The sequence below is a fragment of the Nonomuraea insulae genome (assembly GCF_042656245.1).
Map to the genome: position 1 here is coordinate 99,894 of NZ_JBHSPA010000016.1, position 24,349 is coordinate 124,242.

General features: G+C 69.0%; 22 protein-coding genes. 10 read left to right on the plus strand and 12 right to left on the minus strand.

The annotated features are described in order from the left end of the window. Positions 1 to 147 precede the first annotated feature (147 nt). From ACFPZ3_RS12420 to ACFPZ3_RS12445, 6 genes are all read left to right on the plus strand, one after another. Entirely contained in the window at positions 148 to 756 is a 609-nt protein-coding gene (locus ACFPZ3_RS12420; protein WP_379514178.1) for an enolase-like domain-containing protein, read from the plus strand. Continuing rightward, positions 750 to 884, plus strand: a complete 135-nt coding sequence (locus tag ACFPZ3_RS12425) for an enolase C-terminal domain-like protein (RefSeq protein ID WP_379514179.1) — start codon at positions 750 to 752, stop codon at positions 882 to 884. The genes ACFPZ3_RS12420 and ACFPZ3_RS12425 overlap by 7 nt, the downstream gene beginning before the upstream one ends. A gap of 326 nt (positions 885 to 1,210) precedes the next feature. After that, the gene (locus tag ACFPZ3_RS12430; RefSeq protein ID WP_379514180.1) at positions 1,211 to 1,606 is read left to right on the plus strand and encodes a GntR family transcriptional regulator; all 396 of its coding nucleotides are present in this window, start codon (positions 1,211 to 1,213) and stop codon (positions 1,604 to 1,606) included. Next, positions 1,603 to 2,499, plus strand: coding sequence for an ABC transporter ATP-binding protein (locus tag ACFPZ3_RS12435; protein ID WP_379514181.1), 897 nt, complete (start codon positions 1,603 to 1,605; stop codon positions 2,497 to 2,499). Before ACFPZ3_RS12430 ends, ACFPZ3_RS12435 begins: the two co-directional genes overlap by 4 nt. After that, a complete protein-coding gene (locus ACFPZ3_RS12440; RefSeq protein WP_379514182.1) occupies positions 2,496 to 3,521 on the plus strand; it encodes an ABC-2 transporter permease in 1,026 nt (341 codons plus the stop codon). The genes ACFPZ3_RS12435 and ACFPZ3_RS12440 overlap by 4 nt, the downstream gene beginning before the upstream one ends. Before the next feature lie 268 nt (positions 3,522 to 3,789). Beyond that, positions 3,790 to 5,136, plus strand: a complete 1,347-nt coding sequence (locus tag ACFPZ3_RS12445; protein WP_379514183.1) for an alpha/beta hydrolase family protein — start codon at positions 3,790 to 3,792, stop codon at positions 5,134 to 5,136. Between the two features lie 569 nt (positions 5,137 to 5,705). Here the strand turns inward: ACFPZ3_RS12445 and ACFPZ3_RS12450 are convergent. From ACFPZ3_RS12450 to ACFPZ3_RS12460, 3 genes are all read right to left on the minus strand, one after another. After that, complete coding sequence (locus ACFPZ3_RS12450; protein WP_379514184.1) at positions 5,706 to 7,844, minus strand: RICIN domain-containing protein; 2,139 nt, start codon at positions 7,842 to 7,844, stop codon at positions 5,706 to 5,708. Then, positions 7,844 to 9,142, minus strand: a complete 1,299-nt coding sequence (locus ACFPZ3_RS12455; protein ID WP_379514185.1) for a ricin-type beta-trefoil lectin domain protein — start codon at positions 9,140 to 9,142, stop codon at positions 7,844 to 7,846. Before ACFPZ3_RS12455 ends, ACFPZ3_RS12450 begins: the two co-directional genes overlap by 1 nt. Positions 9,143 to 9,391: 249 nt before the next feature. Next, positions 9,392 to 10,537, minus strand: coding sequence for an ROK family transcriptional regulator (locus tag ACFPZ3_RS12460; RefSeq protein WP_379514186.1), 1,146 nt, complete (start codon positions 10,535 to 10,537; stop codon positions 9,392 to 9,394). A 201-nt stretch (positions 10,538 to 10,738) separates the two neighbouring features. On the opposite strand from ACFPZ3_RS12460, the gene ACFPZ3_RS12465 reads away from it, so the two are divergent. Then, positions 10,739 to 11,698 (plus strand): hypothetical protein, encoded by a 960-nt coding sequence (locus ACFPZ3_RS12465; RefSeq protein WP_379514187.1) that lies wholly within the window; start codon positions 10,739 to 10,741, stop codon positions 11,696 to 11,698. Positions 11,699 to 12,158: 460 nt separating this feature from the next. Here ACFPZ3_RS12465 and ACFPZ3_RS12470 read toward each other — a convergent pair whose 3' ends face one another. Beyond that, on the minus strand, positions 12,159 to 13,070 hold the full coding sequence (locus ACFPZ3_RS12470) for an endonuclease/exonuclease/phosphatase family protein (protein ID WP_379514188.1): 912 nt from the start codon (positions 13,068 to 13,070) through the stop codon (positions 12,159 to 12,161). Positions 13,071 to 13,381: 311 nt separating this feature from the next. Continuing rightward, positions 13,382 to 13,516: a hypothetical protein gene (locus ACFPZ3_RS12475; RefSeq protein ID WP_379514189.1), complete on the minus strand. Its 135-nt coding sequence runs from the start codon at positions 13,514 to 13,516 to the stop codon at positions 13,382 to 13,384. Between ACFPZ3_RS12475 and ACFPZ3_RS12480 the strand changes: the two genes are divergently transcribed. Then, on the plus strand, positions 13,515 to 14,042 hold the full coding sequence (locus ACFPZ3_RS12480) for a CPBP family intramembrane glutamic endopeptidase (RefSeq protein WP_379514190.1): 528 nt from the start codon (positions 13,515 to 13,517) through the stop codon (positions 14,040 to 14,042). The genes ACFPZ3_RS12475 and ACFPZ3_RS12480 overlap by 2 nt on opposite strands. Before the next feature lie 380 nt (positions 14,043 to 14,422). Here the strand turns inward: ACFPZ3_RS12480 and ACFPZ3_RS12485 are convergent, their stop codons facing one another. The 6 genes from ACFPZ3_RS12485 to ACFPZ3_RS12510 are packed head-to-tail and all read right to left on the minus strand — an operon-like array spanning position 14,423 to position 21,991. After that, positions 14,423 to 16,276, minus strand: coding sequence for a hypothetical protein (locus ACFPZ3_RS12485; RefSeq protein WP_379514191.1), 1,854 nt, complete (start codon positions 16,274 to 16,276; stop codon positions 14,423 to 14,425). 2 nt (positions 16,277 to 16,278) lie between these two features. Continuing rightward, complete coding sequence (locus ACFPZ3_RS12490) at positions 16,279 to 17,109, minus strand: carbohydrate ABC transporter permease (protein WP_379514192.1); 831 nt, start codon at positions 17,107 to 17,109, stop codon at positions 16,279 to 16,281. A gap of 1 nt (position 17,110) precedes the next feature. Further along, positions 17,111 to 18,052, minus strand: a complete 942-nt coding sequence (locus ACFPZ3_RS12495) for a carbohydrate ABC transporter permease (protein ID WP_379514193.1) — start codon at positions 18,050 to 18,052, stop codon at positions 17,111 to 17,113. Position 18,053: 1 nt separating this feature from the next. Further along, complete coding sequence (locus ACFPZ3_RS12500) at positions 18,054 to 19,316, minus strand: ABC transporter substrate-binding protein (RefSeq protein WP_379514194.1); 1,263 nt, start codon at positions 19,314 to 19,316, stop codon at positions 18,054 to 18,056. A 33-nt stretch (positions 19,317 to 19,349) separates the two neighbouring features. Next, positions 19,350 to 20,957 (minus strand): FAD-dependent oxidoreductase, encoded by a 1,608-nt coding sequence (locus ACFPZ3_RS12505; RefSeq protein WP_379514195.1) that lies wholly within the window; start codon positions 20,955 to 20,957, stop codon positions 19,350 to 19,352. 14 nt (positions 20,958 to 20,971) lie between these two features. Next, entirely contained in the window at positions 20,972 to 21,991 is a 1,020-nt protein-coding gene (locus tag ACFPZ3_RS12510) for a LacI family DNA-binding transcriptional regulator (RefSeq protein ID WP_379514196.1), read from the minus strand. 186 nt (positions 21,992 to 22,177) lie between these two features. Here ACFPZ3_RS12510 and ACFPZ3_RS12515 point away from each other — a divergent pair, with 186 nt between their 5' ends. Together ACFPZ3_RS12515 and ACFPZ3_RS12520 are read left to right on the plus strand one after the other, a co-directional pair. Further along, the gene (locus ACFPZ3_RS12515) at positions 22,178 to 23,155 is read left to right on the plus strand and encodes a glycoside hydrolase family protein (protein WP_379514197.1); all 978 of its coding nucleotides are present in this window, start codon (positions 22,178 to 22,180) and stop codon (positions 23,153 to 23,155) included. A gap of 137 nt (positions 23,156 to 23,292) precedes the next feature. Next, the gene (locus ACFPZ3_RS12520) at positions 23,293 to 23,490 is read left to right on the plus strand and encodes a hypothetical protein (protein ID WP_379514198.1); all 198 of its coding nucleotides are present in this window, start codon (positions 23,293 to 23,295) and stop codon (positions 23,488 to 23,490) included. Between the two features lie 64 nt (positions 23,491 to 23,554). Here ACFPZ3_RS12520 and ACFPZ3_RS12525 read toward each other — a convergent pair whose 3' ends face one another. After that, on the minus strand, positions 23,555 to 24,343 hold the full coding sequence (locus tag ACFPZ3_RS12525; protein ID WP_379514199.1) for a DUF1345 domain-containing protein: 789 nt from the start codon (positions 24,341 to 24,343) through the stop codon (positions 23,555 to 23,557). Positions 24,344 to 24,349 lie beyond the last annotated feature (6 nt).

A 24,349-nucleotide genomic window follows, 5' to 3' on the forward strand; every position in this document is an offset into this window, starting at 1 on the left:
TCCGTCTTAGGAGAGGGCAGTTTTTCGCTATTTTCCTGGTATTTCCCAGGAGGTCTAGACACGCCACCCTCGCCAGGATTACAAAGACATCCCATGTCCATGCGGTGAAGGCTCCTTCGTGCGCAAGGATCACCGAGGCGGGCCATCGTGGCCGAGCTGATCACCGCCGCCATGAACCCCGAACCCGACTACTCGGCCGCGTACGTGGTCGTGCGGACCGATGGCGGGCAGGAAGGGCACGGGCTCGCCTTCACCGTCGGGCGCGGCAACGAGATCGCCGTCGCCGCCGTGGAGTCGCTGGCACCGCTGGTGGCCGGGCGTCCGGTGGCCGAGGTCCTCGGTGACCTGGGCGGCATGTCGCGCCGGCTCACCGGCGACAGCCAGCTGCGCTGGCTCGGCCCGGAGAAGGGCGTCATCCGCATGGCGGCCGGGGCCGTGCTCAACGCCCTGTGGGACCTTCGTGCGCGCAGAGCGGGCAAGCCGCTGTGGCGGCAGCTGTCGGAGCTGTCGGAGCTGTCGCCGGAGGAGATCGTCGGCGTCGTCGACTTCCGTTACCTGGAGGACGCCCTCACCCGGGAGGAGGCGCTGGCCATCCTGCGCGCCGCCGAACCCGGCCGCGCCGAGCGTCATGCCCGCCTGCTGGCGGAGGGCTACCCGGCCTACACCACCACTCCTGGCTGGCTCGGCTACACCGACGACAAGCTGGTCCGGCCGGCGGCGGAGGCGGTCGCCGACGTTTCGGCCAGATCATGCTGAAGGTCGGCGCCGACCTGGACGAGGACATCCGCCGCGTACGGCTGGCCCGCGAGGCCGTCGGCCCCGACGTGCGCATCGCCATGGACGCCAACCAGGCGTGGAACGTCGGCCAGCCAACTCGGCGCTGACACCAGAGCGAGATTCGCGCCCGAGGACCGGGCCCTTCTCGCCGCTCTCCTGACCTCGCTGCCCCGCGAGCTGCGGCTTCTCATCCGCCGTCCTACGGTGGCACCGCGATCTGATGAAACGGCGTCACGCCCGCATCTGCCGGCCGAAGCGACGTGGGCGCCCACCCACGGTCCGCTCCATCCGCACCCTCATTCTGCGCCTGGTTCGGGAGAACCCCGGCATCCGGGTGCTCGGCACCACCGCACACCCCGGATCTTCCACTTGCCGCCCGCAACGGATCATCAATAGGCTATTGTCTTATGACATTAGATGAATGGAGCAAGTGGTGATCGAGTTCCATCTGGATGACAAGTCGGGCATCTCGCCGTACATGCAGTTGGTCCAGCAGGTACGGCGGGCGCTGCGGCTGGGCTTGCTGCGTGAGGGGGATCGGCTTCCGACGGTCAGGGACGTGGTGGCGCAGGTGACGATCAATCCCAACACCGTGCTCAAGGCCTACCGGGAGCTGGAACACGCTGGGCTGGTCACCGCCCGTCCGGGTGCCGGCACCTTCGTGACGGCGACGCTGGCCGACGCCACTCTTGCCGCCGCGTACGGCCCGCTGCGCCAGGACCTGCGGCGCTGGCTGGCCAAGGCCCGGCTGGCCGGGCTCGGCGACGAGGACATCGAAGCCCTGCTCACGACCACCTTTCAGAGCGCCGCTCAGGAGGACATAGCGTGAGCGCAGTCCTACGGGCCCAGGCACTGGGCAAGAAGTACAAGCGGCGCTGTGCGCTGACCGGCTGCACCCTGGACATCCCGGCCGGGCACGTGACCGGCCTGGTCGGCCCCAACGGCGCCGGGAAGTCGACGCTGCTGAACCTGGCGGCCGGGATGCTGACACCGACGTCGGGCACGATCGAGGTGTGCGGCGGCCGTCCCGGCAGCGGCCCCGCCCAGCTGGCCAAGGTCGGCTTCGTCGCCCAGGACACCCCCACCTACCCCGCTTTGACCGTTGCCGATCACCTGCAGCTCGGCGCCCGGCTCAACCCCGGCTGGGACGGCGCACTGGCCCGGCATCGGATCGAGCGGCTCGGCCTGGATCCCGCCCGCCCGGCTGGGAAGCTGTCGGGCGGCCAGCGCGCCCAACTAGCGCTCACCCTGGGCATCGCCAAACGGCCGGAGCTGCTGATGCTGGATGAACCGGTCGCCGCACTCGACCCGCTCGCCCGCCGCGAGTTCCTGCATGACCTCATGGACGCCGTCGCCGAACACGGGCTCAGCGTCGTGCTCTCCTCCCACCTGATCGCCGATCTGGAACGCGTCTGCGACCACCTCGTCGTTCTGGTCGACTCGAAGGTGCAGGTGGCCGGAGAGGTCGAGGAACTGCTGGCCGTCCACCATCGGCTCAGCGGCCCGCGCCGTGACCTGTCCACCCTCCCCGCGAACCAGCACGTCATCTCGGCCAGCCACACTGACCGGCAGACGACCCTCCTCATCCGTACGGACGAGGCGATCCTCGATCCCGCCTGGACCGTCGGCCGGCTCAGCCTGGAAGACCTCGTCCTGGCCTACCTGAGCAGGCCCGCCGAGGCCGAGGCCGACCACCGCCCTGCCCTGGAGGTCATCCGATGATCTGGCTGACCTGGCGCCAGTTCCGCAGCCAGGCCGCCACCGTGGCGGTGGCTCTGGTCAGCGTCGCCGCGATCTTGGCGATCACCGGCCCGCGCCTGGCCGGCCTCTACTCGGGTGAGCCGAATCCCTTCCTGACCCGCATCACCGCCACCGACGGCATGCTGTACTACGGCAGCACGGTGCTGGTCTATCTGCTGCCCGCCGTAATCGGCATCTTCTGGGGCGCGCCGCTGGTCACGCGCGAGCTGGAGATGGGCACGCATCGCCTGGTGTGGAACCAGACGATCACCCGTACCCGGTGGCTGGCCACCAAGCTGGCCGTCGCCGGTCTGACCGCGATGGCCGCGTCCGGCCTGCTCAGCCTGGCAGTCAGCTGGTGGGCCGGCCCCATCGACACCGCGGCCGGGGCGACTGGTGGCGACTCCTTCCCCTCGCGTATCTCGCCGCTGATCTTCGGCGCACGCGGGATCGTCCCGATCGGGTACGCCTGCTTCGCCTTCGTCCTCGGCGTCACCATCGGGCTCCTGCTGCGCCGGACCGTGGCCGCCATGGCCATCACCCTGGCCCTCTTCGCCGTCGTCCAGATCGCGGTCCCGTTCACGGTGCGCTCTCACATCATCCCCACGGCCCAGGAAACGGTCACGATCGACAGAAGCAACATCGAGTCGTTCAGAACCAACAACTCCGGCCAACCCCAGGAACTGACCGTGAGCAGCCCTCCCGGTGCCTGGGTCCTGTCCAATGAGACCATCGACGCCACCGGTCACGCCGTCGCCGTCCTGCCCGCATGGCTGGCGGACTGCATGCCACCGCCACCAGGACAGGCCCGCTCACAGCCCAACGCCCCTGCCGCCCAAGCGTGCTTCGCCAAGCTCACCGACCTCGGCTACCAGCAGCAGGTGACCTACCATCCCGCCGGCCGTTTCTGGGCTCTGCAAGGCGCCGAGACCACGCTCTTCCTCGTGCTGTCCGCCCTGCTGGCCGGGCTGTGCTTCTGGTGGACCCGCCACCGCCTGACCTGACCGGCCGTTGCCCACACCGCCCGGAAACTGAGAAGGGCCGCCGGATCGGCCGCCCTTCCTAACACCTCGTCCGTTCTCGCGCCGGCGCATTCAGGATGCGCAATGGCTGCACGCCTGCCGAGTGAGCCCGGCCCAGTCTTCCCATGGCTGCTTGCCGGCGACTCCGGAACCGGGCGAATCGCGAGCTCGCCACCCTGACATCAGACCGCCCATGCCTATGAGGGTTCTCATTGAGGCGGCCATCTCCCACCCCAGAAGGGACATCTCCATGCAGCATGCGACCACAACGCCTCACCAGGCCAGACGATACGGACGCGCCGGAAGCCCGGCGTGCGGCTTCGGGCAAGAGGCCGCCGTCACAAAAGCCGCCGACAGCCGAACCCCCGCGCCCCGCCAACGGCCACGGCCCAGCGGCCTGGCCGCTGCCACCGGGGCCCTCATCCTCGCCCTGTCCGCCTGCGCCGTATCCACCCCCGCGGCCAGTGCGTCGTCCACGCCCGCCGCCTCCACCAGCCCTGCGGCGAACAGCGCCGCGGCCAAGTCCAGCGGCACACCGTACCTGCCCAAACCGACCGGCTCCCACCCGGTCGGCACCATCTCCCTGCATCTGAAAGACGCCTCTCGCCCTGACCCCTGGGTGCCCGAGGCCAAGCAGAGAGAGCTCATGGTCTCGCTGTGGTATCCGGCCAAAGCGCCGAGCGGGCGGCGAGCGCCCTACCTGACGGCCAAGGAGTCGGAGCTCATCCTGAAAGGAGTGGAGATCACCGGCGTGCCGTACGACGCGCTGAGCAAGACGCGCACCAACTCCTTCCTCGACGCCAAGCCGGCGGGGCGCAGGCACAGCCTGCCACTGGTGGTGCTTTCACCAGGCTTCACCGAGCCTCGCAGCTCGCTCACCGCTCTGGCCGAGGACCTGGCCAGCAGAGGGTACGTCGTGGCCGGGATCGAGCACACCTATGAAAGCCTGGCCACGAGCTTTCCCGATGGCCGGGTCACCACCTGTGCCGCCTGCCAGGACGGCAAAGGCGAGGCGTTCTGGGCCAAGGTGGGCCAGAGCCGGGCGGCCGACGTCTCCTTCGTCCTCGACGAACTGACCGGCACACGCCCCAAGTGGAAGAGTGCCTCACTCATCGACAACAAGCGGATCGCGATGGCGGGCCAGTCCGCCGGAGGCGCGAGCACCATTACCACCATGCTGAAGGACACCCGCGTACGCGCCGGGATCAACATGGACGGCACCACATTCGCCCCGATCCCGGACACCGGGCTGCCACGGCCGTTCATGTTCCTGGGCATCCAGACCATGCACAGCCCAGGCGGCAAGGACACCACCTGGGAGCGCGACTGGGCGCATCTGACGGGATGGAAGCGCTGGCTCGTGGTCACCGGCGCCGAGCACGCCTCCTTCACCGACACCGCACTCTTGGTGGAGCAACTCGGCATCTACCGCAACCCCCACCTGACCGCCGCCCGCGCGGTGGAGATCACCCGGGCCTACACCCGAGCCTTCTTCGACCAGCACCTGCGTAACAAGCCCCAGCCCTCCCTGAACAAGCCCTCGGCACGATACCCCGAGGTCAAGCTCTGCTCGGTGAAGACGAAGACCTGCCCGTAACCACTCGCCATCGCCCCGACTGCTCTTGAGCAGGCTGATCCCGCACTCCACGGCGTGCCGCAACCGGTAGATCATGGGATCGAAGGCGGGAGGGCGTCTATCCCTTGGCCGTCCGGCGCGCGTCCTGGTCGGCCTTGCGCGGAATGCACGCCCTGATCCCGCGTCGGCCCGGGTAGCCCCGGTTGGTCCTGCTGGGGTAGGCCTTATCGGCCAGTACCCAGTCCGGGTGCGTGCGCGGCGGGCCACCGCCGAGGCGGGCCACCCGGATCCGGTCCAGCGCCGCCGTGAACCGCGGGCCCTCACCCCGCTGCCCCGCGGCTTGCCACCGATGGTGGCAAGCCGCGCGCTGTGCTCGCCGTCCTGTCTGCAGGTTATTGTTGATCAGATGATGCCACTGAGTCGAGAGTGGCCGCGGCCGGGAGCCGCGCGACCTCGATAACGTCCTCCCCGACGATGGGCTGAGCCGTCCAGGCACCGGTGGGTTGGCGGCCGCGGCACCGCTACCTCATGCCGGAGCGCGGGCGCGTCCTCCCCCCCTTTCGGCAGAGGGGGGAGGACGCGTTGGTGGGTTATGGGTATTCGGTGAGGTTTGCGACGTTTGTGGAGGAGTTGCTCGGGCCTCCCGTGGAATTGATGACGCGGGCGATGGTTCCGGTGCCGCCCAGGGAGACCGTCACCATGTGGTGGAAGCGGACCCCCGGCGTGTTCGGCACCTCGAAGGCCCGGTCGGCCACCACCGCGGGATTGGCGCTGAAGTAGCAGTAGCTGCCCAGCCCCCAGGCCTCATGCGAGGTGACCGAAGCGGCGACCTTGTAGGCGGCCCAGCCGCGGGTGGAGCCGTTCATCCAGGACGCCTGGTTGGGCGGATCGTAGGGCATCTCGTTCTGGAAGAAGTAGGTCCGCCCGCCGTTGCCGTTCCAGATGACCTGGTACTGGTGGTAGTGCTCGACGAACAGCCCGTAGAACGTCACGTTGTCGCCGTTGACGATGAGCCCGTTGACGGTCGTGTTGGTGTTCCACCCGACGCCACTGCCGTGGTCAGCCCGCCAGATCCAGGTGTGATCACCGATCACGTTGTCGCTGTTGATCACCAGGCTCTGTGACGCCCTGCCCACCCCGGCGCCGCCGACGCGGAAGAAGACGTCGTGCAGCGAGGTGGGGTTGGCCGCGTGTGAGGCCGCCGAGCCCGCCGGACCGACCTGCATGAGCGTCGCCGAGTTCACGGTCCCAGCGTCGATCAGCAGCCCGGCGATCTTGACGCCGTCCACGTCGGCGACGGTCATCGCCGTGATGCCGTTGTCGGGTATGAACGTCGCCAACCCGAGACCGAGCACCACGGTGTCGGCCCTGGTGACCCTGATCGTGTCGTTCAGATGGTAGACGCCAGGCGTGACCAGCAGGTTCTTGCCCGCGGCCAGTGCCGCGTTGATGTCACCAGCGGTGTTGCCCGGCTTGACGACGAAGAACTGACTGATCGGCAGCGACGTGCCCGCACCCGGCCACGACACCCCGGCGGAGTTCGACTTCAGCGCGGGCACGAACACCTGGTAGGCCCCCGCCGCGTCGATGTAGAGGAACGGCTTCTCCCGCACCACCGGCGCCTGCCCCACCGTCGTGTTGGGCGGGCTGGGGAAGGTGTTGCCCGGCGCGCCGGACACCCCGACGAAGGCCATGTTCCAGTTCGACCCGCTCCAGGACCCGAAGGCCGAATTGCGGGAGATCCACTGCTGTTGCGACCCGGACCTGACCTGACCGTCGATCCGCGAGTCGGAGATCCACCCGCCGCTCGACCAGCCACCGTCGTCCAACTGCAGGTTTCCGCGCACATGCATCCGCCGGTACGGCGCCGCCTGCGAGACCGCCCACCGGTCCGTACCGCCCGCCGGGGTGACCGAGAGGTTCTCGGCGGAGCGCCAGAAGTTCTGCGTGGCGTTGCCGCCGAACCAGTCGGCCTCGGCGTGCACGGCCCCGTTGATCGTCACCGCGTCCGGCGTCTGTCCCAGGCCAAGGACCTGGGTGTAGAAGCCGACGTTGACGTCCACGCTGTAGGCGCCCGGCTTGAACAGCAGCGCGTACCGGTTGGACCCGAACTGGTTGGACTGCTGCTGGCTGAACACCGAGTTGAGCTGCGACTGGATCGTGGACGCGGGCATCGACGGGTCGAAGACGCGCACGTTCGGCCCCAGGTCGGGATCGGGGCCACCGCCGCCACCGCCGGACAGGGTGAACGACTGCGCCGCCGTGCTGTTGCAGGTGTACTGCTGCAGTTGCACGCTGTCGGCCGTGGAGGCGCCCCCCACGTCGAGGCACTTGCCGCTGTTCCTGTTGACCAGGTGGTAGGTGCCTCCGGATTCTTCCACCGGCAGCCACTGCTGGTTGTTGCCGCCGCCATAGGCCCACAGCTGGATCAGCGCGCTGTCGGCGGTCGAGACACCGGTCACGTCCCAGGACTGCGCGGCGTTGAGCGAGCTGTTGACCCGGTAGTAGCCGCCACTGGTGGCCTGGAACTGCCAGAGCTGCGCGCCGCTGCCGTTGCACGCGTACTGCTGGACGGCGGTGCCGTTGGCGGTGACGGCGCCGCGGGCGTCGACGCACTTGCCACTGTGCTTGGCGACCACGGTGGTCAGGCCGGTGGGGACGGCTGCCTGCGCGACCGGCATGAGGACGAACCCCGCCGCGATCAGCACGAGGACGACCAGGGCACGCATCAGAACCCCGCCGTCAGCCGGGTGAAGTCCCAGGCGTTCTGGGAGACGCCGCTGCAGGTTTCGGACAGCCCTCCGGAGCAGGGGCGGTCGCGGTTGACCGACCAGTAGGCGAGCCTGGTCAGGCCATGGGAGTTGGCGTAGTCGCGGATCTGGGTCCAGGTGGCGACCGAGGTGACCTCCGACTGGTCGGACAGGCCGTTCATGCCGGAGATGCCCATGTGCGCGTACGCCTGGGCGTCGGTCCAGCCGAAGGCGCTCTTCAACGCGTTCTTCAGGCCCTCGGAGGCGTTGACGGTGCTCTGGTACATGTTGGCGCCGCCGCCGAAGTCGAACGGCATGATCGTGTAGTTGTCGATCGGGACGCCGAGTTCCCTCGACCGGTTGATCAGCCGGATGCCCGCGCCGGCCGGGCCGCTGGTGGAGGTGCCGAAGGTGACGACCACCTTGACGTTCGGGTTGTTCGCCTTGACGATCTTGAGGCCGTTGAGTATGCGGTCCTGGACGGTGTTGTTCTCGTACTCGTCGGTGTTCTCGATGTCGAAGTCGACGGCCGCGGGTCCCAGGGCGTTGATGACCTGCTGCACGGCGCCCGCGTACGCCTCAGGCGTACCGCAGTTGGGGCCGAGCTTGTTGCCCGACCAGCCGCCGAAGGAGATCTGGACGCTGCCGCCCTTGGACTTGATCGTGTTGATCGCCTGCTGGTCGGCGCCGCCGGTCAGCGCACGCGAGCCGTCCCAGCGTGGCGTGCAACCGCCGCCGGACAGGATGAAGGCCATCGTGAAGGACTTCACGCCGGTCGCGTCCATGACCGTGCCCGGGTTGGGCGGGCTCCCCCACCCCATGTAGAGGTACGGGGCGCCGGGCAGTTTGCCGGGATTGGGGGTGCCGCCGCCGGAGGGCAGCGTCCACTTCTGGTTGGCGCCGGTGCCGCAGGTCCAGATCTGCAGGGGCGTGCCGTCGGCCGAGCTGACGTTGGTGGCGTCCAGGCACTTGCCGAGCGCTCGCAGGGTGCCGTCGGAGGCGGCCGCCCACTGCTGCGCGGCGGTGCCGTTGCAGTCGTAGATCTGCGCCTTGGCGCCGTTGGCGCTGCTCGCGCCGGCCACGTCCAGGCACTTCCCGAGCACGCGGATCGTGCCGTCGGACTGCGTGGTCCACGACTGGGCGGTGGTGCCGTTGCACGTCCAGAGCTGGACCTGAGTGCCGTTGGCGCTGTTGGCGCCGGCTACGTCGACGCACTTGCCGCCGTAGCCGGTGATCTGGCCGGTGGCGGCCGAGGCCGGGGAAGCGAGGCCCGCCACGGCTAACGCCGTTACAGAGGCAAGGATGATTCCTCGTCTTTTCATGGGGGGTGTCACCTTCTGTGGGGGGTGTACGCCGGCGGCTGGCCGCCGGCGTGGGGTGAGCACCATGGCTAAGAGAAATCCACGGTCGTGACCTTATGGTGACCTTACGGTGACCTAACAAGAGCGTCAATACTTAATTTAAGGGTTGACGTTATCGTCGTACGTCCCTTGAATCAGGTAGAAAATAGGCCACGACGTGGGCCCTCAGCCGCCCAGGAACTGATCAACCACCAGGATGGCGGCGCCTAGCTTGACGCCCTCCGACCCCAGGTGAGCGGCCTCGATCGCGACGCGGCCGTAGGAACAGCGCAGCGCGGAGCGCTCCGTGGCCGCCAAGATCGCGGGCAGGTGGTCGCGGGCGAGCAGCAGGCCCGCCCAGCCGCCCAGCACTATGCGCTGGGGATTGAGCAGGTTGATCAGGCTCGCCAGCCCCGCGCCCAGGTGGCCGACGACCTCGTCGAACAGGGGACGCGCGCCCGGGTCGGCCAGCAGCGCCGCGAAGGCGCTCTCCTCCTCGGTGCCCGCCAGGTCGATCCCTGCCCTGGCGAGGACCGGCTCGGCGCCGACGTAGGCCTCCAGACAACCGCGCGCACCGCAGCGGCAGGGGCGGCCGCCGACGACCACCGTGGTATGCCCCCACTCTCCCGCTCCACCGGACACGCCGCGGACGGTGATGCCGTCAGTGATGATGCAGGCGCCGACCCCGCTGCCGATCAACACCATGATCATGTAGCTGCTGTCCCGTCCCGCGCCGAACCAGTGCTCGGCCAGGCCCAGCGCCATGGCGCCGTTGTCGACGAACACGGGCAGGCCGGGGAGCATGTCGGCCAGCCGTACCCCGCTCCAGCCGAACGTCGGCGAGTCGACGACCGAGCCCCGCACCATGCCGGGGACGCCGACGCCGACGCCGAGGACGTGGCCGGGGTCCACCCCCGCCTGCGCGATCACCGCGGCGACGCCTTCGCGAATGTGGCCGGCCACCAGGTCGGGAGTGTGCTGTCCTAGGCGCAGCGGGGTCTCGGCCTTGGCCCGTGGCGTCATGGACAGGTCGAACAGCTCCACGCCGACGCGGGTCTCCCCCACCTCGACGCCGACCGCGTAGGCGTGATGGGAGTTGACGCGGAGCTGGACGCGCGGCCGGCCGCCGTCCGACTCGACCCTGCCCACCTCGACGACGATCCCGTCGGACAGCAGGCCGGTGACGACGTTGCTCACCGTGGCGGGGCTCAGGCCGGTCGCCTGGGCGAGCTCGAACCTGCTGGCTTCGCCGTCGAAGAAGAGCGTGCGCAGCAGCACGGCCCTGTTGGTACGCCGCACGTCACGCGACGTCCCCCGCTGCGGCCGGATCATACGGTGGAGTCTAGGCCCCGCACTTGTAGAGCTTGTTAACACCGTCGAACGGGCGCGTGCCTGGATCGCCCGGTTGTTCCGTGCCGCCGTGACTCTCCCCGCTCGGAACGGGTGAGACGGTGTTCCGCTCCTGTTTCACCGCGGCGATTGGCAGCCTAGCGTAGTTGGACAACTACCCCCGAGAGCTGGCACGGTGTCCTGATGCGTTTTGTCAGGGGATTTTTCGCTGGTTTGTTAATTTTGATTGGTTGCCTGGTGGCGATCACCGCCGTACCTGCGCGGTGGGCCGATGGTCAGTTGCAGACCGATGCGTACGGAAACACCGTGGCCCCGCTGTTGCAGGATCGGGAGCTCCAACGCCTGTTGGCCAATACCGCGTTCGACGCGGCCAACGCGAAGGGCTACGCGGTTCCGAGCCGATGGAAGGATCGCGTCCATACCCAGATGGCCACTATCCTCGCCACCCCTGAGGCGCGGCAGATCTGGCTGGACGCGAACCTGGCGGCGCGCGATCTTGTGGTGGACGGCACAGGCACCAAGATCGTGGTCGACACCGGCGACCTGATCGATTATGTCCGCAAGCGACTGAAGGCCCACGGCATCAACCTTCCGCGGGCGCCAAGTGAGGCGGATACCCGGCTCACGCTGGTCGACTCACCGCAGATCGCTCAGGCCCGGAATTCCGTCAACCTGTTGCACACGCTGGCCGGCGTCCTGCCAGTGACCGCGCTCGGCGTACTGGGGCTCGCCGTCCTGATCGCACGGCGGCGATTCGTGACGTTGGCTTCGGCCGGCGCCGCGGTCGCGCTCGGCATGGGTGGTGCGATGTTCGCGCTGGACGCCGGCAAGGATCAACTGCTCGGCAACAGCGCCTTCGCGGCCGACAAGGTGACCGGCGCACTGGTTACGGCGGTCTACGACGCGTTCGGGAACTCATTGCGCGCGGATCTGTTCGGCGGCCTCATCGCCGCGGTCGTCGTCGGTGCGGTGGGGGTGGCGTTGGCCATCGTGGTCCCGCTGCTTCGTCGGCGTTCCAGCACCGCAGAGCAACCACACGAACCGCAGGCGGACGGCGCACCCATGCAGCCGGGATACGAGCAGCCGTACGCGCAACAGAGCAGTGTCAGTCAGCACCTTGCGAATCGCAACAGTCGTACCTAAGCCCTGTGCGTGCTCAGGCGCGGGGCTGTGCGTCTTGCCCTTCTCGCTCATTCCGATGACGTAACGGCGGCCGATCGGCATGGCTGTTCTGCCCTTCTGTTCGATGTCAAAGCAAAGAGGCGCGACGCTCAGCGGTGGTCGGCGCCTGCCCGCAGGGAGTTGATCAGTTGGGTGACCGGGCCGACGGTCAAGGGACAGCTGTGTGTCTTGTCGTCGATGAGGGTCAGGTGAGGTGCCGTACTGGTGGCGGCGGGCCAGGGGGGCCATCGTCCACCGGCCCCGCGACAACATGGCCGTCTACCAGCAGTACCTGGGTCACAGGCTGCGCGAAACCGGCTCCTGCGGTGGTCCTCGTGATGGCCGCGCCCGCCGGCCCTGCTTCCTCCACCTGAGGCCCCAGCCCGTAGGAGGACTGGGGAGCCCGATCAGGCGGCGTGGATTCGCGGTATTGCTACGCTCATCAGCCGATCTTCAGGTCGGCGACCACGGGGTAGTGGTCGGACGGGAACTGGCCGTTCCGCTCGTATGGGTCAATCTCGGTCCAGAGCGCCGCAACATCGCCGCGCGACAGGATCCAGTCGATCCGGTCGCCATCGAGGACAGGGGGCTTCCAGCCGCCGAAGGTGTTGTACGCGGGGCCGCGGCGCTGCGCGGTCTTCCACGTGTCGGTGAAGGCGTTCTCGCCGGTGAGGATCGTGTAGGACTGCGACTTCTCCGCGGCCGTGTTGAAGTCTCCGGTGAGGACGACCGGACGGCCGGCCTCGAAGCCGCGCACCCGCTGGAGGGCCAGTTCGGCACTCTTCACCCGCGCGTTCTCCGACTGGTGGTCGAAGTGGGTGTTCACGTGATAGAACTCCGTGCCGGTCCGCCGATCGCGGAACTTCGCCCACGTCACCATCCTGGTGATCTGGTTACCCCAGGTCGCCGACCCGATGACGTTCGGGGTGTCGGACAGCCAGAAATGGTCGAAATCGAGCACCTCGAAGCGGTCCTTGCGGTAGAAGATCGCCGAGAACTCGTCCCGGGTGCCGCCCTGCCGCCCCATCCCCACCCAGTCGTATTCCGGGAACGCGCCTTCGATGTCCCGCATCTGGCGCCACAACGCCTCCTGGACGCCGAGCAGGTCGGGATGCTGATCGCGCAGGAGACGCTTCATCACCGGAAGCCGGTCCGGCCAGGCGTTGGGCGCAGTGTCCGAGGCGTATCGAATGTTGTAGGTCATGACGCGGACGCGGGAGTCACTCGCCGACGCGGGGCCTGCGGCCGTCAGCATCGTCAGCGCGATGGTGAGCGCGCTGACGACGGCGGCGAGAGGTACGAACAACGACGTCCGGAAGAGGCGGGAGGCTACGGCGCGACCTCGTGCGAACATGTGGGTCCCTTCGAGAGATCTTCGATGCGCGCACGATCCTGACCTGGCGAGATGGCCACCCGACGGCAACGATATGTCCGTACCGGTACGTTCCGGTGGCGCAAGATCTGAGCGCCCGAAGTCCGTGATGAGCAGGAGGGGAAGAAGGAAGGCCGGACACCGCCGCCGATCACCACGCCTACTATCGGTCGCCGCACCGTCATGGGGAGGAGTTGCCGCGCGCGCCGGCTCGCTGCGACGCTTGCCGACAGGTCTACTCCCGGAGGAGTTGCCGCGCGCGCTGGTTCGCTGCAACACGCTTGCCGACAGGCCTACTCCCGGAGGAACTGCGCCAGCGCCGCCCGGATTTCCGGCTGGTAGCCGCCCCCGTTCAGCTCGAGGATGGCGGCCTCCACGACGGCGCTGTTCCACATGGCCGCGCTCGGCCCCGGGTACGCCCAGCCCATGGCGGCGAAGTCGGGGCTTCGTCGCCGCCTTCGCTGTGCGCATCCGCAAGGTTCGGCCGTTCGGCGCGTCCCGTGGGGATGGCTCCTGCTGGGTGTCGTCATCGGTGCGGCGGCATGGTGGCTGAACATCGTCGTGACGATCGTGTACGCGGCTGTCACCGGCGATGCCGGATCCCCGCAGGGCGACTACCAGGCGGCGGGCGGGGCTGGAGTTGTCGCGTTGCTGGCGACGACGCTGCTCGGCGCGGTCGCGACGCCGATCGGTGAGGAACTCGCGTTCCGGGGTGTCCTGGCGAACGCCCTGAACCGCCACGGGTGGTGGGCCGGGGTCTTGGTGAGCTCAGCCGTCTTCGCTCTCGCGCACGGGTTGAATCCCGTTCCGCCGGTAGCGTTTGTGATCGGCGTGCTCTGCGCCGTCTTGTTCCGCAGAATCGGCTCTGTCTGGCCTGGTGTGTTCGTGCACGCGGCCAACAACGCGTCCTCGATCCTGATGCCTCTCCTGCTGACGCAACTGCTGCCGGGCTGAGAATCACCGGAGGCACGTTCACCGGTGACCGGGTCCTCAGCATGTTGCCGGCCGAGACCGTCGTGCACGGCTGGGACCTCGCCCGCGCCACCGGCCAGGTCTGGCAGCCAAGCCCCGCGGCGTCGGAGCTGGCGCACGCTCTGCTGTCGGATGCGATCCAGCCGGAGCTCCGGGGCGGCGCGGGCATGCCGTTCGCCCCCGAGGTGCCGGTGAACGCCGACGCCGTGGCGCTGGACCGGCTGCTGGGCTTCGCCGGCCGAAGCCCGCAATGGGACGCCGAACGGCTGAGGTGCGCGCGAATGCGTCCAGCCGCCGCCCCGCCGGTCGTGACGGTCGGCGGGGCGGACGGCGGGACGGTCGGCGGACGTCATGGGGCCGCGTCAGCCCAGGGTGACCTTGAGGTCGAATGTGCCCTGGTGAGGGATGCGGAGGGCGTGGAAACGGCGGGCGCCGTCGCGGAAGTAGCGCACGGTGCCGGCCGCGACGGTCGCCTCCATGGGGTTGCCCCAGCGGAAGCGGATCGTGGTGCGGCCCCGGCGTACGTCGAAGCCGTCGGCGGTGGCGGTGGTCGAGCCGCCGAACGTGGCCCGTGTGCCGTCGGTGAAGGTGAGGACGTCCTCGGGCTGGAGGACGAGGGGGATCTGCTCGGTGGCCGCGGCGTTCGCCGTGACCGTACGCCGGATCGTACGCTGGGTGACCAGGACGTCCGTGGTGACGTTCGCGTTGCCGTACCGGATGCCGAAGGCGGCGGGGGCCCGGCCGCCGGTCCACTCGTCGCCACCGGGGGCGCCGCGGAAGTAGGTGGCCGGGAGAGGACCGTTGGAGTCGGGTACCTGGCCGGGGAAGACGGTGGACCAGCAGGCGTGGTTGTTGTCGTTGAGCCCGCAGATGATCGTGCCGGCCTCGGGATGCCAGAGGAAGGTCAGGCCGGTGCGGCCGCGGGAGGCGCGCTCGCCGAAGTAGCCGCCCAGGTACAGGCCGGGCTTGCGGACGTACAGGAAGTCCTGGCCCCTGTCCCTGCGTAGTTCGACGAAGTCGGAGGAGCGCAGGTAGGGCAGGTCCGCGATGGCGGCGGCCCGCTGCCGCCTGGTGGGGAAGCGCTCGCCGTACAGGCCGTGGGTGAGGATGCGCGGAGAGGTGTCCTGCTTGGCGAGCGGTGCCACCGGCTCGGTGGACGCGGCCCAGCCGGCGCGGGCGTCGGCCAGGTCCTCGCGGGCGGTCATGAACGCCGACAGCAGCGGCACCTGGCGGGTGAACGTCCAGTTGAGCGCGGTCCTGTCGGGGTCGGGCCTGACCTCGTCGTACCAGCGCGTGCTGGTACGGGTGGAGGGCGCGACGTTGACCATGTACCCGGCGCCGTCGGGCTCGCGCAGCAGGTTGTAGGACAGGAAGCCGGTGAACGTGCGGGCCATGTCCACCAGGTGCGGGTCCGGGTGGTGGAGGTAGGCGTCGGCCAGCTCGGGCAGCATGACCTCGAAGTTGTAGTTCATGTCGTGGCCGCCCTCCTCGTGGAAGAAGCCGGCGGAGCTCACACCGGTCGCGGCGATCCTGGTGAACGCCTCGCGCAGGCTCGTGGCGAGCGCGGGATCGGGATCGAGCCTGAGCGCGTGTACGGCTCCGGCCAGGCCGGAGGAGGTCTGGTTGGCGTAGTTGAGCGGCTCCTGCCAGACGGCGCGGTTGGCGGGGTCGAGGATCCACGTCACTGCCGTCCGCAAGGCGGCGCTGAGCTGGGACTGCCGGGCGGGCAGCGCTCCGCTCGCGCGCAGGATCCGCAGCGTCTTGGCGAGGTAGCCGATGCCGAACCCGGTGGCGGCCAGGCCGTGCTGGTCGGGGTTGCGCTCGGGGAAGGAGCCGTCGGCGTGCTGGAGTGACAGGTAGTGGCCGAGCGCCGCGTCGAGCGCGGCCAGCAGGCCGGCGTCCCCGGCGTACGGGTTCCACGGGCGGGCGTTGGCGTGGAACCAGGCCAGCGTGAAGACGTGCTCCTGCACGCGGGCGTTGGACGGCACCGCCGGCGAGCGCCACCAGCCACCGGCGAAGAAGCCGGTGTCGTCCATGTCGTTGACCATGGGCGCGAGGGTGGCCAGGTACGGTGCGAAGCGCTGCTCGTGGGGGGCGAACGACCTGCGGTTCAGTGCGGGCAGCGGCGCCAGATCGGCGTAGGCGGTGCCGGGCGCGAGCACGGGGACGGCCGGGAGCAGGGCGGCGGCACGGAGCAGGGTGCGGCGGGAGAGCATGGTCAGCCTTTCAGACCGGTGTGCGCGAGCCCCTCGATGAACTGCCGCTGGGCCAGTACGAAGACGACCAGAATGGGCAGAGCGGTCATCGTGGCGGCCGAGAGCTGCACGTTCCACAGGGGCGAGCCGTAGGCGTCGACGAACTGGGTGAGCGCCTGCGGCAAGGTGAACTTCGACGGGGTGGACAGGAACACGATGGGTTCGAGGTAGAGGTTCCACGAGTGCAGGAAGGTGAAGATCGCGACGGCGCCGAGCGCGGGCCTGGCCAGCGGCAACGCCACCCGGTAGAAGGTGCCGAAGCGGCCGAGCCCGTCGACCCTGGCGGCCTCCTCCAGCTCGCCGGGCAGCGTGATGAAGAACTGCCGCATGATGAACGTCGCCAGCACGCTGGGCGCACCCAGGATCGGCACCAGGATCAGCGGCCAGTGCGTGTCGGTCATCCCCGCCGTGTGGAACATCTGGAACAGCGGGACGATCGTCACCTCGCTGGGGATCAGCAGGCCGACGAGCACGACCAGGAAGAGCACGTTCTGGCCGGGGAAGCGGATGCGGGCGAAGGCGTAGCCGGCCATCGCGGCCACCGCCATCGTGCCGGCGGTCACCACCGCCGCGATGTAGAGGCTGTTGAGGTACTGCTGCCCGAACGGCTGCAGCTCGAAGACCCGGCCATAGGTGGAGAAGTCAAACCTGGAGGGCACCAGCGCGGGCGGGAAGGCGAAGATGTCGCTGATCGGCTTCACCGACGAGGTGACCATCCACCAGGTCGGGAACACGAACGGCACGCACAACACGCACAGCAGCGCGTACAGCACGAGCTTGACCCTGCGACTCATGCTACGACTCATGGAAGACCCACTTCCGGCGCAGCTGCCACTGCAGCAGCGTCAGCGCCGCGACGATCAGGAACAGCAGGACCGACAGGGTGGCGCCGTAGCCGAGGTGCCGGAACTGGAAGGCCTGCTGGTACAGGTAGTAGACGAGAACCGTGGTGGACATGCCGGGCCCGCCCTGGGTGAGCACCGCTATCTGGGCGAACACCTGCAGCGACCCGACCACGGTGATGATCGAGGTGAGCAGGATCGTCGGGCTGATCTGCGGCACCGTGATGCGCAGGAACCGGGTCCAGGGGCCGGCGCCGTCGAGCTGCGCGGCCTCGTACAGCTGGCGCGGCACGCCCTGGAGCGCCGCCAGGAACAGGACCATGTTGAGCCCCACGTTCTTGACGACCTGGACGACGATGACCGACAGCAGGGCGGAGGTCTCGCCGCGCAGCCAGTTGGGGCCCTCGACGCCGGCCAGGCCGAGCACGCCGTTGACGCCGCCGTCCTGCTGAAGCAGGAACTGCCAGACGATCGTCCAGGCGACCAGCGACACCAGCACCGGCGAGAAGAACAGCGTGCGGAAGAACGTGGTGCCGCGCAGCCGCTGGTCGAGCAGGATGGCCAGGGTGAGGGCGAGGGTCAGGTTGAGCACGACCAGACCGGCCGAGAAGAACACGGTGCTGGTGAGCACCTGTCCCATGTTCGGGTCGGCGAGCAGTTTGGCGTAGTTCTCGCCACCGACGAACTCGAACGTGCCCGCCAGCACGTTCCACTCCTGGAGGCTGTAGTAGAAGACCAGGCCCAGCGGCAGCAGGACGAACAGCGCGCTGCCCACGAGTTGCGGCGAGATCATCAGGTAGCCGACGAGGGCGTCGCGCCGGGGGATGGTCCAGAAGGTGCGGCGCCGGGTGGCCGCGCGCACGGCCACCCGTTCGCCGAGGTCCGTCGCCGCCACGTCATCCACCCAGCAGTGGCTGGATCTTCGCGCACACGCCGTCCAGCACCGCCTTGACGTCGGCGTCCTGCTTCCACAGCGGGTCGAGGGCGGCCCTGGCGGTCTGGGCGAGCTCGGCCTGACCGGTGTGGCTGGGCTTGACCACGCCCTTCTGGATGCCGTCGATCACTACCTTCTGGAGCTGGTCGCTGTTCAGCATGGGACTGGTCTTGGCCATGGTGTCGGCGGTCAGCAGCGAGCCGCGCGCGGGTGGGAAGTACGCGGCGAGCTTGGCCGCGTTGGCGGCGTTGGCGAAGTAGGCGAGAAAGTCGGTGGCCTGCGCGGCCCTCGGCGACTTCTTCAGCACGCCGATCCCGGCCTGGCCGATGACCGCGTACTCGCCCTTCGGCCCGGCGGGCAGCGGCACCAGGTCCCACTTGAACGTCGCGTCCTCCAGCATGGCGGCGCGGGAGATCTGGGCGACGGCCATCGTGGTGTCGCCGGAGAAGAAGTCGACGGCGGTGCCCGGCCCCGGCATGGACTTGTCGGTGAAGATCGCCTTGTGCACGAACGTCATGGCCTCGACCATTTCGGGTGCGTTGAACTGGCAGGTGCCGCCGTCGTCGCTCCACGCCTTGGCGCCCCAGCCCTGCCAGACGGTGGCGAGGTTGTCCCAGGCCTTGTAGTCGAAGTTGAGGATGGTCAGGCCGTTCTTGCCCTTGGCCGCGACGGCCTTGTTGATCTCGTTGGCGTGCTCCCAGTCCCACTGCCCGGCCTTGATCAGCTCGCGCGGCGTTTTTTGGCCCGCGGCCTTGACCAGGTCGGTGTTGACGAAGACGCCGAAGGGCGAGGTGGAGAACGGGTAGGCGTACAGCTCTCCGTCGTGCTCCCACAGCCGGGTGGCGGCCGGGACCAGCTCGCCCGCGTTCTCGATCTTGCTTTTGAGCGGGACGAGAGCGCCGGAGCCGACGAAGTCCGGGGCGGAGTTCTCCATGATCCACGCCAGGTCGGGGGCGTTGCCGCCGGCGATCTGCGTGGTCAGCGTGGTCGTGTAGTTCTCGAACGGGATGGGGTCGAAGGTGATCTTACCGGCCTGCGGGTGGGACTTGCGGTACTCGGCGGCGATCTCGTTGAACAGTTTCAGGTGGGCCTCGTTGGAGGTCCAGATCGACATGCGCAGCGGCTGCGGGCCCTGCGCGGCCGGGGCGGTGCCGCCGTCGCCGCAGGCGGCGACTGTGAGGAGGGCGGTCAGCGAGAGGGCCGCCAGCTTCCCGGGTACTTTCATGGGGGGTTTCTCCTTCTGGCGTCGATGACGGCGTCAGTAACCGGTGACGTCGGGCCAGCGCGGTTCCACGCCGTCGCGGACGAGCCGGTGCTGGTAGTCGGCCAGGAGCCGGCCGTCCGCGTGCACGGCGTGCGGGGTGGTGGCCTGGTCAAGGCAGAAGGCGGCGAGCGCGCCTGCCGCCTCTCCGACGTTCCACTCCACCGGATGCAGGCGGTAGGCGCCGTTGGTGATGTGGGTGGTGCCGATGTTCTTGCAGGCGGGCAGCAGGTTGGTCATCCGCTGCGGGATCAGCGCCCCGAGGGGGATCTCGAACGGGGAGCAGGCGACGTCGATGTAGTTGTCGCCGCCGGTCGACGGGTGCAGGTCGATGCGGTACATGCCCACACCCACCGAGTCGTGATAGGAGACGGCGCCCTTGTCGCCGCGTATCGCCACGGACAGGTCCTGTTCGGTGACGGTGGTCAGGGCCCGGACACGCCGGGACTCGCGGATGTAGGGGGCCTGGGCGAGACCGTCGGCGCCGCCGGTGACGTCGCCGCGCAGCCGCAGGCTGGGGTATCCGGTGCCGCCGTCGTGGCGGGGAGCCTCGGTCTGCAGCCAGTACAGCACCGACAGGGACAGTTCGCGGGCGGCCGCCAGGTGCCGGTCGGCGTCCGGCACGTCGATGACCGGCCCCTCCAGGTAGTCGATCATCGGCCAGTTGACGAGGGCGATGTCGCTGGCGTACGCGCCCTGCGTGAAGTTGCGGCGCGCGGCGATCCTGCGGAAGGTCCACAGGTTGGCGTCGCCCGGGTTGACGCGCTGGTCGGCCTGGACGAGCTGGGGGTCGTCGTCGGGATTGGGCGTGAAGGAACGTTCCATGATCGCGAGGGTGCGCGGGTTCGGGCACCGCCACGACAGCAGCTTGTCGCCCCAGAAGGGCGGCTCGTATGCTCGCCAGAAGTCGTAGGAGGCGGGCCGGTCGATCGTGTGGTCACCGTCGACGTGGTCGACCGCGAAGCAGACGGAGACGGCCTGCATGTTCAGCGGTTGCGCCTCGGCGGGCGCGCTCGGCTCGCCTGTCTCCGACTGCGACTCGAATCCGGTGACGTACTCGGCGCCTGTCAGGGGCAGCAGTTCGCCGGTCTCGGTCGCGTCCAGCACGTATGACGCGTGCAGCACGACCTGGTCGGCGTCATGGTCGCGATGTGCCAGCCGTACCGAAGTGACGCGGTCGCCATCCACCTCCGCGCCCACCGGCCGGTACGGCTGCAGCACCCGCAACCGGCCCGAGCCCCGATAGGGGGCGAGCATCGCCTCGATCACCGCGACCGCGACCCTGGGCTCGTGGCACAGGCGGCTCACGTGACCGGCACCCGGGTTCAGCTCCCGCTGCGCCCGCGCCCGTTCGGTGAGCGGGTAGTGGTCGCGGTAGTAGCGCCGGATGCCCTCGCGCAGGGCACGGTAGCTCGCCGTGACGCCGAACTGCTCCACCCAGGAGGGCTCGTCGGGCGGGACGGCCTGGCTGGTGAGCTGGCCACCGAGCCAGTCGTGTTCCTCCGTGAGGATCACGGTGCGGCCGGCCCGCAGCAGGGCCAGCGCGGCGGCGACGCCGCCCAGCCCGCCGCCGACGACGGCCGCGTCTGCCGATATCTCAACCACGTGGGGATCTCCTGTCACATTCCGGATGCCGGAGCCAGCGTGCTGCCGGCGATGAGCTCGCAGGGGAGCAGTTCTTGCGGGGACCCGCCGGTCTCCAGGACCGCGGCCAGCAGTTGTACGGCTCTGTGGCCCATCTCGCGCCTCGGGATGCGGAATCCCGTGAAGTCGGTGTCGACCTGGACGGGCCGGGTGAACGCGCCCAGGGTGAGGATGGACAGGTCGCGGGGTATCTCCATGCCGCGCTCCGCGGCCGCTCTGGCGAGCGCTACGCAGTCGGCGTACTCCTCGACGAAGACCGCCGTCACCCCGGCCGCGACCAGATCGTCCAGTGGCGCCTCGGCCGGGAGATGGCGGCCGTCGGCGCCGCCCGCCGCCACACCCTCGTGGAACCCGCGCAGGCGGTCGGCCCTGGACTCGCCGCCCATGCCCGCCCCGACGTAGGCCAGACGCCGATGGCCGAGGGCCACCGCCCGCTCGACCAGCGCCCGGACCGCCGGTGGGTAGTCGGCCCCGACGTACGGCACCGGCCCGCCCGCGTCGTCGCGGCGGCCGACCGAGACGAACGGGATCCCTTCCGCCAGCAGCCGGGCCAGGTCGTCACGGTCGACCGTACGGCCGAGCAGCAGGCAGCCGTCGGCCAGCCGCACGCGGCTCTCCTCGTTGAAGATCTGCCGCCGCGCCCCCGAGACCGCCCTGGCGCTGGTGAACAGCAGCAGGTCGCAGCCGATCTCCTCGGCGCACTCCTCGATGCCGTCCAGGAACGGGTGGTAGAAGTCGGCGCTCTCGGTGGGGAAGACCGCCTCGTAGGTGAACACGCCGAGGATGCGGTTGCGGCCGTCGGCGAGCCGTCGCGCGGCGGGATCGGCCACGTAGCCGGTCTCTCTGATCACCCGCAGGACCCTTTCGCGGGTCTCGGGGGCGATCCGCACCTCGGCGTCGCCGCGCTTGTTGAGCACGAGCGACACCGTCGTCTGGCTCACGCCGGCCATCTTGGCGATGTCCTGCTGCGTGAGACGCCGGCCCGGGCCAGTCACCGTCCGTGCCCTCCCCTGATCTGCTAATGCGTAGTAGCAACTTGGTGAGGCACTATCTTTCGCACGACGCCCCATACTGTCAAGTGCGGATTTTGCCTATGGTAATTCGCATTAGCAGCTTGACGCGGCATCCCGTCGGGGGAGAGCGTGTGAATCCGTACCACGACGCAGCGTGAAGGAGCCGACGTGGACACTCCCCACCCACTGATCCGACGGCGGACCGTGTTACTGGGCGCGGCGGCGGGCGCGGCCGCAGGCCTGGGTCTCGGCCCGGCCGCGAGCGCGGCGGCGGGCCCGGCCGGGATGCCGACCTACCGGTACCTGCGCGACGCGCTGGCCCTGCCGCTCAGCCACAACCCGACAGGGGAGTTCATCTTTCCCTGCATCAGAGGGGTGTATGACAAGCTCGCCAATCCCCGAGCGCGCTACTACCTCTACTACGCCCCTCACGAGAACCCGGGCGGCATCTGCGTGGCCTTCGCCAACTCCCTGGCGGGCCCCTTCGACGACTACTCGGGCAATCCCCTCATCGACAACCGCCTGCCGACCACCACGGTCTCACACGTGTCCTCACCCCACGTGACCTGGGACGCCGCCACCCGGCAGTTCTTCTGCTACTTCCACGGCGAGAACTTCACCACGCGCGTGGCCCGCTCCACCGACGGCATCACCTTCACCGACGAGACCCCGATCCTGAGCACCCGCCTGGTGCCCGGCACCTCCGAGACCTCCTACGCGCGGGTCTTCGAGCATTCATTGCCCGGCCGGAACAACAAGTACGTGATGACCTTCATGGGGCGGCGCAACGGCCGCCGCATCTTCTACGGCTGGTCGCCCAACGGCTGGGACGGCTGGCAGTTCAGCGCGACCCCGCTGGTGGACCCCGAACCCGACGGCGTGACCGACATCTCCGGCGCCACCCTCGTCAAACGCAACGGGACCACTTATGTGGCCTATCACGGCAACGACGGCAGGATGCGGATCACCGAGCTCGGCAACGCGTTCGACAGGGAGACGCACCTCGGCGTCTTCCACTCCCCCATCCCCTCGGACAACGGCAGGGTGGCGGCGCCGTCGTTCGGCACCCAGGACGGTGTGGAGTACATGTTCTACGAGGCGGGGCCGCGACTGAACGCACGCATCCGCATCGCCAGGGCGGTCTGACAGCGGGCCTTTCCCGTCGCCATAACCCCCGCGAGTGTTGATGGCACATTCACGCCGTTATCGTCCGCGGTCGCGATGATCAACTCCCCGAACGCGGAGGTGTGTGAACTGGCCGCCTGGCCTTGATCATGTCCATCGTGGTGACGTTGTTACTGGGCCTGACGCCTCCGGTGACAGCGGCGGGGGCGGGGGCGGGGGCGGGGGCGCGGTTCGCCGTGCCTGGTGGCCTGGCCGGGAAGTTCTCCGTGGCCGTGACGGCGGAGTCGTCACTGACGGTGACGGCCAGGCCGACTATCTGGTCGTCTACGACGGCGGCGCGGTCCGCGCCTGGCTGAACCGCGGCGGCAACCAGAGACCATCTTACGAGCCGAGCCAGATCTTCCCCTCCGGCGCCTCGGCTCAGCTGACGGCGGCGAGCAGCACGGTGACGAGGATCGCGATGATGACGGTGTTGAACAGGAAGGCGATACCGCCGTGGAGCGCCGCGAATCGGCGCATCCTCGTCGTGGTGATGACGACGTCCGAGCCGGCGAACGTGGTCGACAGTTGCAGCGACAGGTAGAGGAAGTCGGAGAAGCGGGGAGCCTCGCCCGGGAACTCGAGGCCGCCAGAAAGCGCGTGCTCGCGCGCGTAATGAACGGCGAAGCTGACGGCGATGATCGCCCAGCTCGCCGTGAGGACCACGACGCCCGCCCAGATGATCGCCGGTGGCGTGCTCTCGCCCGTGGTCATGAGGACGATCATCGCGGCGATCGAGACGCCGCCGCCGGACAGGGCCCACCAGATCGCGCCGTAGCCGTTGATGATCCCGGAGATCCGCTGCGCGCGGGTCCTGGGACGTGGAACGGCCCACAGCCACTGCCCGAGCGTGTCGGCATCAGCCCGCATGAACACGCCGAACACGAGCCCGATGTAGACGATGGAGTAGATCGACCAGATGACGAAGGCCGTGAGGATGCCGACCAGCGTCGGCTGCAGGTCAAGATTGCGGATCACGAAGGGGGACGCCACGATGAACGGCGCGGCGATCGCCACACAGACGCGCGAGCGCGCGACATCGTCGGCGAGCAGAGGGTAGGGACGCTTCTGCCGCGCCCCGGCGTCTCTCCGGCCGGTCGGGCTGGTCGTTTCCGCTGAGCGCGAAGTGGCCGTCGACCCTCCACGTTCGGCCGCCGGGCTGTCGCTCATCGTGAT